The following is a 14,247-nucleotide window of genomic DNA, read 5'->3' on the forward strand; positions in this document are numbered from 1 at the left end:
CAGGTGTTGCCGATGCTTTGATTGTTGGCTGACTCGCGCTTTACAGACTGCAACTCTTTATGTAAAAAGCAGGGCGGACAGTTTTAACTGTCCGCCCTGCTTACAGAAATTGTACGGGGGTCACTTTTCGCCCCATGCCACTGTAAAAGAAGAAGCCTGTTTGACAGCCGGAAACGAAACCAAAGGTGCTGAAATGTCCAAACAAAAAATAAATCCAGACGCAAAAAGGCGCCCGCAAAAGCGGACGCCTCATTCTTAGCCCAGCTTATTCAGCTTCAAGGTCATTGCGCTCTTGCGGTGCGCAGCCGTGTTCTTGTGCAGAACGCCGCTGGCAACAGCCTGATCGACTTTCTTCACCGCGACTTTGTATACGCCATCGGCCTCGGTGCGATTGCCTTCTGCGGCAACGGCCTCGAACTTCTTGATGGCGGTCTTCAGCTCGGATTTTTCGGCCTTGTTGCGAGCGTTTTTCGCTGCGGAGACCAAAACGCGCTTCTTGGCAGACTTGATATTCGGCAAACCAAACACCTCCTTTGGCAAATTAAAAATCTGGAGAGATTTAAAATCTCACCGTGCAGAATGATATTTTAGCAGTTCTGCGCGTAAAAAGCAAGCCCTTTTCCAAAAAAACCTTAATTTTTTGCATAGTGTGTCCACTTCCGGAAAACCTACGGAAAAGACACTACATTTAGTGGAAGGCGGCATGCAATCAATGTATACAAAACGGACAGACTTGGCGCTGGAGGCGCAGGAGCTGTGGCAGGAGGGCGCGGAGAAAACCGCAAAGCTCTCGGGAGTCAAGGCGGGCAAGTCCCGCCGGGAGGGTTATCCCGTGACGCGGGTGGAAATTTTGGATGCGGGCGGCGCAAAAACCCTTGGAAAGCCGGTGGGAACCTATCTCACGCTGGATTTCACCGCCTATTGGCAGAGAAAGGAAGACTATTTTCAGCGGGCGGTCCGGGCGCTAGGCGCGGAGCTGAAGGCCATGCTCCCCGGAGACGGGGCGGCACTAGTCATCGGCCTTGGTAACCGGGCCATGACGCCGGACGCGGTGGGTCCGCTGACCTTGGAAAGCGTGCTCATCACCCGGCATCTGCGGGCGGCCATGCCCAAGCAGTTCGGGGGCTTTCGGCCCGTGTCCGCGTTTTCCGTGGGCGTGCTGGGCACCACCGGCGTAGAGTCTGCCGAGGCGGTGCGGGGCCTTGTGAAGGAAGTGGAACCGGATTTTGTCATCGCCATTGATGCGCTGGCCTCCCGCCGGACGGGACGGGTCTGCGCCGCTGTCCAGCTCAGCGACAGTGGCATCATTCCCGGCTCCGGCGTAGGGAATCACCGCGCCGCGCTGAACAAGGACTCTCTGGGCGTGCCGGTATTCGCCGTGGGCGTTCCCACAGTGGTGGACGCGGCCACGCTGGCGGCGGACCTTCTGGAGGAGTCCGGCATAACGGAGTTTGACGAAAAGCGCCTGCGCAGCCGCAAGCAGCCCATGACCGTCACCCCCCGGGACATTGACGCGCAGGTGCGGGAACTGGCCCGTGTGATGGGCTATGGCGTGAACTGGGCGCTTCAGGAGTTGGAAATTGAGGATATGGCTGCCCTCTTGGGATAAAAACGGGAAAAGGCAAAAAGCTATAAAAGAGATCCCCAAAAACGCAGTGAGAGAAAAGCAATGCGCCTTTGTTAAACTGTCAACTCCAGACCCACGGGGCAGTGGTCGCTGCCGAAGACCTGATCGTAAATCACGGCGTCCTCCACGCTTTCCTGAAGCCGCTGGGAGACCAGAAAATAGTCGATGCGCCAGCCTGCGTTTTTCTCCCGGGCGTGGAAGCGATAGCTCCACCAGGAATAGGCGATTCGCTCGGGATAAAGGGTCCGGAACGTGTCGGAAAAGCCAGCGTCCAAAAGCGTGGTCATCTTTTCCCGCTCCTGATCGGAAAAGCCGGGATTGTTCCGGTTGGACTTGGGATTTTTCAGATCCATTTCCTGATGGGCCACGTTTAAATCGCCGCACAGGACCACGGGCTTCACCCGGTCCAGATCTAGAAGATATGCCCGGAAGTCGTCCTCCCACTGCATCCGGTAGTCGATGCGCTTCAGCCCGTCCTGCGCGTTGGGCGTATAGCAGCACACCAGATAGAACTGCTCAAATTCGGCGGTGATGACCCGGCCCTCGTGGCGGTGCTCGTCGCCGCCGAAGTCATAGGTCACGCCCACGGGCGGGACCCGAGTAAACACCGCCGTGCCGGAATAGCCGGGCTTGTCCGCGCTGTTCCAGAATTTTTCATATCCGGGCAGGTCAAAATCCGCCTGCTCCGGCTTCATTTTTGTCTCCTGCAAACAAATAACGTCTGCGTCGGCGCTGGCGCAAAAATCAAGAAAGCCCTTTCCAAGGCACGCCCGCAGACCGTTGACATTCCACGAGATCAGCTTCATAAAGAACTCCTCCTTCTGTTTCGTTTTCCACAGTTTATCCGCTCCCGTGGAAAAACACAAGGTTTTTTGCATCAGGCCGTTGCCGGAAGTGGAAAAAAGGAGTAGAGTAGAACCAGCGCAACAATTTTACAAGACTGAAATAAAACAAGGACGGGAGTTTTTATGGACAGAGAGGACCGGGGCCTGCGGGACATGACTTCCGGTAGCCCCGCAGGACATATTTTTCTGTTTGCCCTCCCCCTGCTGCTGGGAAGCTTTTTGCAGCAGCTTTACAACATGGTGGACTCCTGGGTGGTGGGCAACTACGTGGGCGACGCGGCGCTGGCCGCCGTGGGCGTGGGCTTTCCCGTGATGTTTATGTTTATCTCCCTGTTCATGGGAATTTCCAACGGCGGCACGGTGGTTATCGCCCAGTATCACGGCGCGGGCAAGCCCGACCGGGTGCGGGACGCGGTGGACACCATTTATACCACCTTCATCGTCTCCGTAGTTCCGGTGACGGTGCTGGCTTTGTTTGCGGTGAAGCCATTGCTCTTTTTGCTGCGGGTGGATGAGGCGGTTTACCCCGGCGCGTGGATTTACATGATGATTGTGTGCGCGGGATTGGTGGGCACCATCGGCTATAACACCAACGCGGGCATTTTAAACGGCATCGGCAACAGCCGGGCAACGCTGTTGTTTTTGTCCGTGGCTGCGGTTTTGAACATTATTCTAGATTTTGTTCTGGTGCTGAATGCCGGGATGGGCGTTGCGGGGGTGGCTTTGGGGACGGTCGTCTCCCAGCTTGTTTCGTGGCTGCTGGGCATTTTTTATATCAACCGGCACTATCCGGAAATCGCTGTTCACCCCTTCTGCTTCCGCTTTGACAAAACACTGTTCCGTCAGGTGATGGCACTGGGCATCCCCACGGGGCTTCAGATGTCTCTGGTGTCCCTTGGCATCATGGCCGTGATGAGCAAGGTCAACACGTTTGGCACGGCGTATACCGCCGCCTATAACGTGGGCAACAAGCTGGACGGCGTGGCCTTTCTCCCCGTGCAGGCGCTGACCAACTCCATCACGGCCTTTGTGGGCCAGAATACCGGGGCAAAAAAGCCGGAGCGGGTGCAGGCCGGGGTGCGCATCGCTGTGATCTATACGGTGCTCTGGTGCCTTGTGATGACGGCGGCGCTTCTGCCCGCGTCTGACGCGCTGTTTCGCCTGTTCTCTCCCGAGGCGGAGGTGGCGGAGGCAGGAAGACACTATATGTTTGCCATCATGCCCCCTTACGTGACCTTCGGCGTGATGTATATTCTCAACGGAGCCATGCGGGGCGCAGGAGACAGCGTGGTCCCCATGCTGGCGACCATCCTCTCTATGATTGTCCTGCGGGTTCCCGCGGTCTACTATCTGGCAAACCACTTCGGTCCGGAGCGGATGTTTCAGGGCTTCGGCATCGGCTGGGTGGGTGGCTTTCTTTTCTGCGTGCTTTATTATTTATCAGGTAGGTGGAAGCGCAGAGGAAGCCTTGCGGAGGAAAATCCCTGAACGGGTTGTTATTTTTCGTAATTTGGAATATACTGTACATTTACAGAGTTCAATGCCCGTCCCCTTTCATTCGGGGGACGGAAAAGGAGGAGAAATCCCATGGAAAAAGAGAAATTTTATATCACAACGCCGATCTACTACCCCTCGGACAAGCTGCACATCGGGCACACCTACTGCACCGTCGCAACCGACGCCATCGCCCGCTATAAGCGGCTTCACGGCTTCGATGTGATGTTCCTTACCGGTACGGACGAGCACGGCCAGAAAATCGAGACAAAGGCCAAGGAGGCCGATGTTTCCCCCAAGGAATTTGTGGACCGCATCGTGGAAGGCCCCCGGGGCGTGAAGGATTTGTGGAAGCTGATGAATATTTCCAACGACCGCTTCATCCGCACCACGGACGACTACCATGTGAAGTCCACCCAGTATATTTTCCGCAAGATGTACGAAAACGGGGATATTTACAAGGGCGCCTATAAGGGTAAATACTGCACCCCCTGCGAGTCCTTCTGGACGGAGAGCCAGCTTAAGGACGGTTGCTGTCCCGACTGCGGCCGCCCCGTGACGGACGCAGAGGAGGAGGCCTATTTCTTCCGCCTGAGCAAGTATGCAGACCGCATCCGCACACTGCTGGAGGACACGGACTTTCTTCAGCCCCGTTCCCGGGTGAACGAAATGGTGAAAAACTTTATCGAGCCGGGTCTTGAGGACTTGTGCGTCTCCCGCACGTCTTTTACCTGGGGCATTCCCGTGGACTTTGATCCGGGACATGTGGTGTACGTCTGGGTGGACGCGCTGAGCAATTATATCACCGCTTTGGGCTATGGCAACGACCGGTATGACGACTATGAAAAGTGGTGGCCCGGCGTGAACATCGTGGGCAAGGAGATTGTCCGGTTCCACTCCATCATCTGGCCCGCCATGCTGATGAGCCTTGGCGAGCCGCTGCCAAAGCAGGTTTACGGCCACGGCTGGCTGATGCTGGACGGCGGAAAAATGAGCAAGTCCAAGGGCAACGTGGTGGACCCCTATCTGCTGGCCGAGCGGTACGGAACGGACGCGCTGCGCTTTTTCCTGCTGCGTTCCTTCCCCTTCGGGCAGGACGGCAACTTCTCCAACGAGCTGTTGATTCAGTGCATCAACACCGACCTTGCCAACGACCTGGGCAACCTCCTCTCCCGCACCACCGCCATGGTGGAGAAGTATTTCGGCGGACAGCTCCCCGCGGAGCAGGAAGCCGACGGACTGGATGAGGAGCTGATCACGCTGACCACCGCCTTGCGGGATCGGTACGAGGTCCAGATGGAGAAATTCCAGATGCAGAATGGTCTGGAGGAGATTTTCAAGGTCGTCTCCCGGGCCAACAAGTATATTGACGAAACGGCTCCCTGGATTCTGGCCAAAGATGAGGCGAAAAAGCCCCGTCTTGCCCGGGTGATGTATAACCTGCTGGAAACGCTGCGCGTCTGCGCCGTGCTGCTTTTGCCCTTTATCCCCGATAGCTGCACCGAAATTTTCAGCCAGATCGGCGCCTCCGGCGACGAGACGAACTGGGACAGCGCCGGGAAATGGGGCGTACTCCCCGCAGACGCGCGGGTCCACAAGGGGGAGAATATCTTCCCCCGCATTGATGTGGAAAAAGAGCTTCAGGAGCTGGACGCGGTGCAGGAAGCCGCCCGCAAAGCATCCCAGCCCGCGCTGGAGCTGGAGCCCCAGCTTGAAGAAAAGGTGGACTTTGACACCTTCTGTAAGTCCGATTTCCGGGTGGTGAAGGTGAAATCCTGCGAGGCGGTGAAAAAGTCCGACAAGCTGCTGAAATTTATTCTGGACGACGGCACCGGCACAGACCGGCAGATTCTCTCCGGTATTCATAAGTTTTACGAGCCGGAGGAGCTGGTGGGCAAGACGCTGGTGGCCATTGTGAACCTGCCGCCCCGGAAGATGATGGGGCAGGAGTCCAACGGCATGCTGATTTCCGCCGTCCACACGGAAAAGGGCGAGGAAAAGCTGAACCTTTTGATGGTGGATGACGCGATCCCCGCCGGCGCAAAGCTCTGCTAAACGACACCGAAGAGGGCGGGGCGGTTTTCCGCCTCGCCCTGTTTTAAAGCGATCCGAAAAGAGGACTGCCCATGTATTTTGACACCCATGCCCATTATGACGACACAGCCTTTGACGAGGACCGGGACGCGCTGCTCTCATCTCTGCCGGAGGCCGGGATAGAGCTGGTGGTGGACCCCGGCTGCGATGTTGCTTCCTCCCGCCGGGCGGTGGCGTTGGCGGAAAAATTTCCTCATGTTTACGCCGCCGTGGGCATTCACCCGGGAGACTGCGCGGGCTGCGGCGAGGGTGAGCTTGCCGCCATCCGGGCGCTGGCGGCCCACCCCAAGGCTGTTGCCATCGGGGAAATCGGACTAGATTACCATTGGGAGGACAACCCGACCAAAGAGTTCCAGAAGGAGATTTTCCGCGCCCAGCTTGCTCTGGCGGTGGAGCTTGATTTGCCCGTGATTGTCCACGACCGGGAGGCCCACGGAGACTGTCTTGCCGTCGTCTCGGAATTTCCCGCTGTCCGGGGCGTGTTTCACTGCTATTCCGGCAGCGCGGAGCTGGCGGAGGTGCTTTTGAAGCGGGGCTGGTATCTGGGCTTTGACGGGCCGGTCACTTATAAGAATAACCGCCGGGGCCGTGAAGTGGCGGAGATCACCCCGCCGGAGCGGATGCTGCTGGAGACGGATTCACCCTATCTCACCCCGGTCCCCAACCGGGGAAAGCGGAACGACAGCCGAAATCTCCGCTACATCGCGGAGACGCTGGCGGCGTGGAAAAATATGGACCCGGTTGAGCTTGCGCGCATCGCCGCAGAAAACGGGAAACGACTGTTTGGAATCGAGGTTTAAGCGCCATGGAAGAAAAGAAAGGCTTTACCATTACCTATGAATACGGCGGAAACCTGTATGTAAATACGACCAACCGCTGCAATTTCAACTGCGAATTCTGCCTGCGCCACAACGGCAGCGGCGGCAGCATTTATACCCACAACCTGTGGCTTACCCGGGAGCCCACCCGGGAGGAAATTCTGGCGGACATTGAGAAGTGGGATTTGAGCAAATACGGTCAGTTGGTGTTCTGCGGGTTTGGCGAGCCCAGCTACCGCATTGAGGACATCTGCTGGGTCATCGACCGGATGAAGGAGCACGGGACGAAGATGTTTACGCGGATGGACACCAACGGCACCGGCAGCCTGATTCATGGCCGGGATATCGCCCCGGACTTTGCCGGGCGGTTTGACATGGTGTCCGTCTCGTTGAACACTGACACGGCGGAAAAGTACGACGCACTATGCCACCCCCAGCAAAAGGGGGCCTATCAGGCCATGAAGGACTTTGCCAAGGAGCTGTGCAAGTACGTGCCGAAGGTGATGATGACCGTGGTGGACACTATTCCCAAGGAGGAAATCGAAAACTGCCGCCGCATCTGCGAGGATGAGGTAGGGGCCACCTACCGGGTGCGGGAGTATATCGAGGACTGAGCGGGACATTTCGCGCCGTTTCCCGCGGGAATGGCGAAAAGTTTCTGCCACAGCGGAAGCCCGGAGAATACCTCCGGGCTTCTTTTTTGATGTCCTCGCGCATAAGGTTGTCCCATGAGGTGATGCAAATGAAAACGGCCGTAAAAAAGCGAACCGTCCCCCGGCGACTGGGAGCGATGGTTTTGGCGGGGTGTACGCTGTGGGGTGTGGCGGTCACCGCCGGGAGCGACACCGTCATGTCGGCGGTCACCGCCCTGCGGCAGGGGGCCTCTGCCCCGCTGTCGGCCCTGCAATGGGAGTTGGGGGACTTTGGGCCGGAGGACGGACTGTCCGCCGCCGCCGTGTTGACGCTGTCGGAGTCTCCCCTGCTGCTGTCCGCAAGGCAAAGCGTGGCAAAGCTTTTGTCCACAGAAACGCCGGAGAAGCCGCAAGATCCGGTGGAGCAAATCCCAGTGGAGGAGACGCCCGTGGATACCGCTCCCCTTCCCACGGAGGAAATCCCGGAAAACGGAATCACTGCCAAAACGCTGGTGCCCACCACGCCGGAGGGCTATACCGTCAGCGGCAAGGTCTATATCTCAAACAGCACCGACCACAAGCTGTCCATTCAGGACCTGACAGCTTCCTTTGACGCGGGACTTACCGACGAGGAGCCTCAGATTTTGATTATCCACACCCACGGCAGCGAGGCGTATACGCCCGCCCCCGGCGAGAACGTGGACTATTGCGGAAATCGCCGGTGTCTTGAAACCCGGTACAATGTGGTGGGGGTGGGAGACGTGATGGCCCAGACCTTTGGTGAGCTTGGCATCTCCGTGCTTCACGACCGGACGCTGTATGATTACCCCTCCTACTCCGGCTCTTACGACCGTTCGCTGAAAGCCATCCAGAGCTACCTTGCGCAGTACCCGTCCATTCACTTCATTCTGGACATTCACCGGGACGCCATCGAGGACACGGAGGGCAACGAATACAAGGTAATTTCCCCTGTGGAGGGAGTGGGAAACATTGCGCAGATCAGTATGGTGGTGGGCAGCGACGGCAGCGGTCTGGTCCACCCCAAGTGGATGGAAAATCTGAAACTGGCCACGGCCTTGCAGCAAAACATCTCCCAGCGCTATCCCACGCTGATGCGCCCTATTCTTCTTAGAAACTCCCGCTACAATCAGCACGCCACCACCGGCTCTCTTTTGCTGGAAATGGGGGCGGCCGGAAACTCTCCGGAGGAAGCCGCTCTGGCGGGAGAACTGTTTGCCCGGGAAATGGGGGAGTATTTGCTGGCAAGAAGCAAGTGATTAAGACCAAAAACAGGATAGAACAGCCGGCCCCGGTCAAACTAACCGGGGCCGGCTGTAACATGTTTGCAGAAGTTTTCCACTTCGGGGGAAAGTAAGGGCATCCGCATTGTGGAGCGGCTCCGTAGGACGCCCGCAAACCTTATCCCAAATCCACCCGGAAGTCTCCCCTCGCCCGGGCATCCTCCCGGCGCTTTTTGTCCGCGCCCAGCGCGTCCAGCATCCCGCCGATGATTTGGTTGGAGACGAGAAAGCCCTCCGGTGTCAGACGCCACCGCCCGTCCTCCTCCAGCGCATAGCCCGCCCTGCGGCACTCCTCCAAAAAAGGAAGAAAGCAGTCAAACCGGCGGCGAAAGAGGTTTTCAAACACCTTGGGGTCCAGCCCCCGGACAGTGCGCAGACCCATCATCACCCATTCTGTGTCCCGGTCCAGAGGAGGAATGCGTTCGTTTTCCGAAAGCAAAGGCCCGCCGGTTTTCATCCCGGAGATATACCCCTCCAAATCCCGCTCATAAGCATATCGCACGCTGCCAAAGTCCGAGTGGGCGCCGGGGCCAAAGCCCGCATACTCCCCCAAGGTCCAATATTTCAGGTTGTGCCGGGATTCAAAGCCTGTCCGCGCAAAGTTGGAAATCTCGTACTGGAAAAACCCGTGTCGCCGGAGATAGTCCACTGTCCAGAGATACATCTCCGCCTGGGCCTCGTCGCCGGGAAGGCCCGCGGTTTCCCGCCTGGTAAAAAGCGGAGTTCCCTCTTCTACTTTCAGCCCGTAGCAGGACAGGTGCTGGGGCGCCAAATCCACGGCGGCGGTCAGGTTTTTCTTCCATACGTCCATGCTTTGCCCCGGCAGCCCGTAAATCAAATCCAGAGAGAGGTTTAAAAACTTGGCTTTGCGGGCGGCCTCCACAGCCGTTTTTACCTGATCGGCGGTGTGGATGCGTCCGATGGCGCGCAGCTCTTCATCGTCGGCGGACTGCATCCCAAGGCTTAGCCGGTTAAAGCCCGCGCTGCGCAGGGCCTTCAGCTCCCGAAAATCCCCGGCGGACTCGGGATTGGCCTCCAGCGTGATCTCCGCGTCCTTTGCCACGCAATATTTTTTCTGAATGTCCTTCAAAAGGCGGACAAGCCGCTTCGTGCCAAGAAGGGTGGGCGTGCCTCCTCCAAAATACACGCTGTCCACCGTGTGAAGACCGGCTCGGGGAGCCAGCTCCAGAAGCTGTGCCTCCAGCGCCTGCGTGTATGCGTCCATGCGGTCCTCTTCGCCGGGAAGAGAGTAAAAATCACAGTAATCGCATTTTTTGGCGCAAAAAGGGATGTGGACATATAGCCCCAGACTTTTTCGTTCCTCTTTCAAGGCGGCCTCCTTTGGCGGCGCACGGCGCCTACCGACAGTGATGGTATGATGTTAAAAGCGTCCCGACAGGGCGCGGCAAGGCCCGTCTTCCCTATCGAAAATTCTCCGCAAAACGTGCCCGCAGGTCCCTTGCCCGCGGGCACTGCGTTTTATCCTGCCCGATTATTCCTTGGAGGTGCAGAAGAAGGTAAAGGAGCCGGTGGCCAGCAGCTTGCCAGTGGCCTCGCTGGTAATATTTACATTGACAAGGCAGGTTTTTCTTCCCCGGTGAACCACGCTGGCCGAAGCCACCGCCGTTCCCTCCTTGATGTTTGCAAGAAAGCTCATGGAGCTGTTCTGGGTGACGTAGGTCCGTCCGTCGGAATGGGCGGCGGAGCCGGTGGCACAGTCCGCCATCGTGTACAGCGCGCCGCCGTGCAGCATCCCGTAGGGATTGGTGCATTCCTCGCGCAGCGTCAGGCGGCACTCTGCCCGGTCCTGCTCCAGCATGCTCAGCTCAATAAAGTTATAGGTCATAAAATGATTCTGCATAATGCGGTTGTTTTTAATCTCTTCCAGTGTGGACATGGATGTTCTCCTCGTCTTTTTCTAAAATAATAGGACTAGTCTACCACAGTTAAAGGAAATTTTCCACACTTTCGTAAAAGTGGTTGACAAACCGCAAAACCTGCATATAATGAACATATGAACAATCGTTCAATTGTTCAGACGAAAGGAGAGCACGCCATGGAAGACCGCTATAACGTCGACGCCTGCGATCTGCTCTGCGTTCACGAGGACGTGGTGAAGAAGGTTCGCAGTGAAATGCCCGACGAGGACGCGCTTTACGATTTGACGGAGCTGTTCCGTATTTTCGGGGATTCTACCCGTATCCGCATTCTGTATGTGCTCAGCGCGTCGGAGATGTGTGTGTGCGACATTGCGGCGCTGCTGGGAATGACCCAGTCCGCCATCTCTCACCAGCTTCGGGCCCTGAAGAACACGCGGCTGATCAAGTCCCGCCGGGAGGGAAAAACGGTGTTTTACGCGCTGGCGGACAGCCATGTGCGCACCATCATCGATCAGGGCATGGAGCACGTTTCTGAATAAACTCGTATTCCGCGCCGCCCGAGGGGATGACGAACAAATAAATAATCTTCAGGAGGATGTTTGTATGAAAAAGCGTTTTGAATTGACCGATCTGGACTGCGCTGCCTGCGCCGCAAAAATGGAGGACGCCATTAAAAAGATTGACGGCGTAAACGGCGCCACCGTCAGCTTTATGGCTCAAAAGCTCACTCTGGACGCGGAGGATGCGCGGTTTGACGCAATTCTGGATGAAGTGGTCCGCGTCTGCCATAAGGTGGAGCCGGACTGCGTGATTAACCGCTGAGTCCGGGAAAGCGGCGGACGCGCTCAGGGGCTGCACGCCGCGAAATAAATTCCGCCGCTAAAAAACACGGCGGGCCGGAGGAGAAGATGTTTGTATGAGTAAAAAACAGAAAAAAGTTCTGTTTCGCATTCTGGCTGCGGCGGTGCTGCTGATCACGGTTCATTTTTTGCCCTTGACGGGACTGGCGCTGGCGCTTTGCTATCTGGTGCCCTATGGCATCATCGGGTGGGACGTTTTGTGGCGCGCCGTGCGCAACATTGCAAACGGGCAGGTGTTCGATGAAAATTTCCTGATGTCGGTTGCCACCGTGGGCGCGTTTGGCACCGGGGAATATGCCGAAGCGGTGTTTGTCATGCTGTTTTATCAGGTGGGTGAACTGTTTCAGGACTATGCGGTGGGCAAGTCCCGAAAATCCATCGCCTCTCTCATGGACATTCGGCCCGACACCGCCAACGTGGAGCGGGAGGGCGTGATTACTGAGGAAGATCCCCAGGACGTTGCCGTGGGTGAAACCGTGGTCATTAAGCCCGGCGAGCAGGTGCCGCTGGACGGCGTGGTGACGGAGGGAAACTCCGTTTTGGATACCGCCGCCCTCACCGGCGAGGCGGTCCCCCGGGACGTGGGGCCGGGAGACGCGATTCTCAGCGGCTGCGTAAACCTGCGGGGTGTGCTCCGGGTAAAGGTGACAAAGCTGGCGGAGGAATCCACCGTCTCGAAGATTCTTGAAATGGTGGAAAATGCCGGAGAGCGAAAGTCCCGCAGCGAAAGCTTTATCACCCGCTTTGCCCGGTATTATACTCCGGGGGTGGTGCTTGCGGCCACGCTGCTGTTTCTGCTGCCCACGCTGGCGCTGGCGGTGCTTCCCGCGCCCCCCGCATTTCTGGTGGGAACAGTATGGAACGACTGGCTCAATCGGGCGCTGGTATTTCTGGTCATCTCCTGCCCCTGCGCACTGGTGATTTCCGTTCCGCTGAGCTTCTTCGGCGGAATCGGCGGCGCGTCCCGCAGCGGCATTCTGATGAAGGGCGGAAACTATCTGGAGGCTCTGGCAGAGACAAAAACTGTGGTGTTCGACAAGACGGGCACTTTGACAAAGGGCGTGTTTTCCGTTTCTGCTGTCCATCCCGAAGAGGGGTATACCAAGGAGCAGATCTTGGAGTGGGCCGCGTTGGCGGAGCAGTTCTCCGACCACCCCATTGCCGGTTCCCTTCGGGCGGCCTGTGCCGCACAGATGGACCCCTCCCGTGCAAAGGACGTGGAGGAAATTTCCGGACACGGGGTCTGCGCCAGCATTGACGGACACAGAATCTGCGTAGGAAACGCCCGGATGATGGAGCGGGAAAGCGCAAGCTGGCTTCCCTGTGAGCTGCCCGGAACCATCGTTCATGTGACTGCCGACGGGTTTTACGCGGGGCATATCGTGATTTCCGATCAAGTAAAGCCCGACGCGAAGGCGGCAATTGCAGACCTGAAAGCCAGCGGCGTTGAAAAAACCGTGATGCTCACGGGAGACGCGCAGGCCGTGGCTGCTGCGGTGGCGGCGGAGCTGGGCGTGGACGAATTCCACGCGGAGCTGCTGCCTGCCGACAAGGTGGAGCTGACGGAGCGGCTGCTTGCAGCCGGAAACGGGAAGCTGGCGTTTGTGGGAGACGGCATCAACGATGCGCCGGTTCTCACCCGGGCGGATATCGGCGTGGCTATGGGGGCCATGGGGTCTGACGCGGCCATTGAGGCGGCGGATATCGTCCTGATGGATGACCGCCCCGGAAAGCTTGCCACCGCCATGCGCATTTCCCGCAAGACCCTGCGCATTGTCCGCCAGAACATTGTGTTTGCGCTGGGCGTAAAGGCGCTGGTACTGGTGTTGGGTGCTTTGGGCATGGCTGGTATGTGGGCGGCGGTGTTTGCCGACGTGGGCGTTTCCGTTCTTGCGGTTCTCAACGCCATGCGGGCCATGCGGGTGGAGCCTTCCCCCGACACGGCGGCATAAGCCTGTCGTGCCCGTAAAAGTAACAAGGCAAGACTTTCGGTTTTCTAAAACGTAAAGCGCCAGTCCCGGATAATTCGGGACCGGCGCTTTTTTAAAAGTTGAATCCGGGAAAGATTCGCTTAGGGCGTACCCGCGTCGTTTTCGTCGGAGCTTCCCTCGGAGGAAGGCGCGGGCGGGTCCTGTCTGGCAGGGGCAGGACTGCCCCGCCGAAGCTTGTCGTGTATTTTCAGCATGGTTTCGGCGGCCTGATCAAATTGGCGGACCTCCTGGAAATTCTCCACCAGATCGCTGTGCACCAGATCGCTGTAATCCGTTTTCGCATTCTTGGGATAAACGGCCCGAAGCATAATGGGCGTCACGATCGTGGAAACCACCACCATCAGCACCATAGGGGCCAGAAATACGTCGGGCATAATGCCGCTGGCAATTCCCTTGTTTGCCACAATCAGCGCCACCTCGCCGCGGGAAATCATGCCCACGCCGATGCGCAGACTCTCCGCGTTGGTATAGTGGAACATTTTTGCACCCAGACCGCAGCCCACCACCTTGGTAACAATGGCGATCAGAATGGCGATCACCGACAGCAGAACCACATTTGCGTCCATGGTGGAGAGCATCACCTTCAGTCCCACGCTTGCAAAGAAAATGGGAGAGAGGAACATATAAGACAGAGTTTCGCATTGAGACTGCACATAAATGGCCCGAACGGTTTTGGCGATAATCAGTCCCGCGCAGAACGCGCCG

At 57.7% G+C, this 14,247-nt stretch carries 14 protein-coding genes; 9 read left to right on the forward strand and 5 right to left on the reverse strand.

All coding sequences use genetic code 11. The features are described 5' to 3' along the window. Positions 1 to 255: 255 nt before the first annotated feature. Positions 256 to 519 carry a 30S ribosomal protein S20 gene (gene rpsT / locus B2W96_RS04365; protein ID WP_293008924.1) on the reverse strand — a complete coding sequence of 88 codons (264 nt, stop codon included), beginning with the start codon at positions 517 to 519 and terminating at the stop codon, positions 256 to 258. Positions 520 to 712: 193 nt separating this feature from the next. Here rpsT and gpr point away from each other — a divergent pair, with 193 nt between their 5' ends. Beyond that, positions 713 to 1,609, forward strand: a complete 897-nt coding sequence (gene gpr, locus B2W96_RS04370) for a GPR endopeptidase (RefSeq protein ID WP_293008926.1) — start codon at positions 713 to 715, stop codon at positions 1,607 to 1,609. Between the two features lie 71 nt (positions 1,610 to 1,680). Here the strand turns inward: gpr and B2W96_RS04375 are convergent, their stop codons facing one another. Beyond that, positions 1,681 to 2,433, reverse strand: coding sequence for an exodeoxyribonuclease III (locus tag B2W96_RS04375; protein ID WP_293008928.1), 753 nt, complete (start codon positions 2,431 to 2,433; stop codon positions 1,681 to 1,683). A gap of 162 nt (positions 2,434 to 2,595) precedes the next feature. On the opposite strand from B2W96_RS04375, the gene B2W96_RS04380 reads away from it, so the two are divergent. The 5 genes from B2W96_RS04380 (at position 2,596) to spoIIP (ending at position 8,787) form a co-directional block, all read left to right on the forward strand. Then, positions 2,596 to 3,960, forward strand: coding sequence for an MATE family efflux transporter (locus tag B2W96_RS04380; RefSeq protein ID WP_293008930.1), 1,365 nt, complete (start codon positions 2,596 to 2,598; stop codon positions 3,958 to 3,960). Between the two features lie 99 nt (positions 3,961 to 4,059). Next, positions 4,060 to 6,021 (forward strand): methionine--tRNA ligase, encoded by a 1,962-nt coding sequence (metG, locus tag B2W96_RS04385; RefSeq protein ID WP_293008932.1) that lies wholly within the window; start codon positions 4,060 to 4,062, stop codon positions 6,019 to 6,021. Between the two features lie 71 nt (positions 6,022 to 6,092). Then, a complete protein-coding gene (locus B2W96_RS04390; RefSeq protein ID WP_293008934.1) occupies positions 6,093 to 6,860 on the forward strand; it encodes a TatD family hydrolase in 768 nt (255 codons plus the stop codon). Positions 6,861 to 6,865: 5 nt separating this feature from the next. Continuing rightward, entirely contained in the window at positions 6,866 to 7,492 is a 627-nt protein-coding gene (locus B2W96_RS04395; RefSeq protein ID WP_293008936.1) for a TatD family nuclease-associated radical SAM protein, read from the forward strand. A gap of 128 nt (positions 7,493 to 7,620) precedes the next feature. Next, positions 7,621 to 8,787: a stage II sporulation protein P gene (gene spoIIP / locus B2W96_RS04400; RefSeq protein WP_293008938.1), complete on the forward strand. Its 1,167-nt coding sequence runs from the start codon at positions 7,621 to 7,623 to the stop codon at positions 8,785 to 8,787. Positions 8,788 to 8,929: 142 nt separating this feature from the next. Here the strand turns inward: spoIIP and hemW are convergent, their stop codons facing one another. Beyond that, positions 8,930 to 10,141: a radical SAM family heme chaperone HemW gene (hemW, locus tag B2W96_RS04405; protein WP_293008940.1), complete on the reverse strand. Its 1,212-nt coding sequence runs from the start codon at positions 10,139 to 10,141 to the stop codon at positions 8,930 to 8,932. Between the two features lie 162 nt (positions 10,142 to 10,303). Then, entirely contained in the window at positions 10,304 to 10,708 is a 405-nt protein-coding gene (locus tag B2W96_RS04410) for a PaaI family thioesterase (protein ID WP_293008942.1), read from the reverse strand. Positions 10,709 to 10,867: 159 nt separating this feature from the next. On the opposite strand from B2W96_RS04410, the gene B2W96_RS04415 reads away from it, so the two are divergent. The 3 genes from B2W96_RS04415 (at position 10,868) to B2W96_RS04425 (ending at position 13,503) form a co-directional block, all read left to right on the forward strand. Further along, complete coding sequence (locus tag B2W96_RS04415) at positions 10,868 to 11,230, forward strand: ArsR/SmtB family transcription factor (RefSeq protein WP_293008944.1); 363 nt, start codon at positions 10,868 to 10,870, stop codon at positions 11,228 to 11,230. Between the two features lie 64 nt (positions 11,231 to 11,294). Continuing rightward, positions 11,295 to 11,513, forward strand: coding sequence for a cation transporter (locus B2W96_RS04420; protein ID WP_293008946.1), 219 nt, complete (start codon positions 11,295 to 11,297; stop codon positions 11,511 to 11,513). Positions 11,514 to 11,607: 94 nt separating this feature from the next. Next, complete coding sequence (locus B2W96_RS04425; protein WP_293008948.1) at positions 11,608 to 13,503, forward strand: heavy metal translocating P-type ATPase; 1,896 nt, start codon at positions 11,608 to 11,610, stop codon at positions 13,501 to 13,503. Positions 13,504 to 13,622: 119 nt separating this feature from the next. On the opposite strand, the gene B2W96_RS04430 is transcribed toward B2W96_RS04425, so the two are convergent. Then, on the reverse strand, positions 13,623 to 14,247 hold a 625-nt coding region (locus B2W96_RS04430; RefSeq protein ID WP_293008950.1), incomplete at its 5' end, for a cation:proton antiporter.

It is taken from the genome of Oscillibacter sp. UBA6647, from assembly GCA_002455655.1.
In the GTDB taxonomy this organism is placed as follows: Bacteria; Bacillota; Clostridia; order Oscillospirales; family Oscillospiraceae; genus Oscillibacter.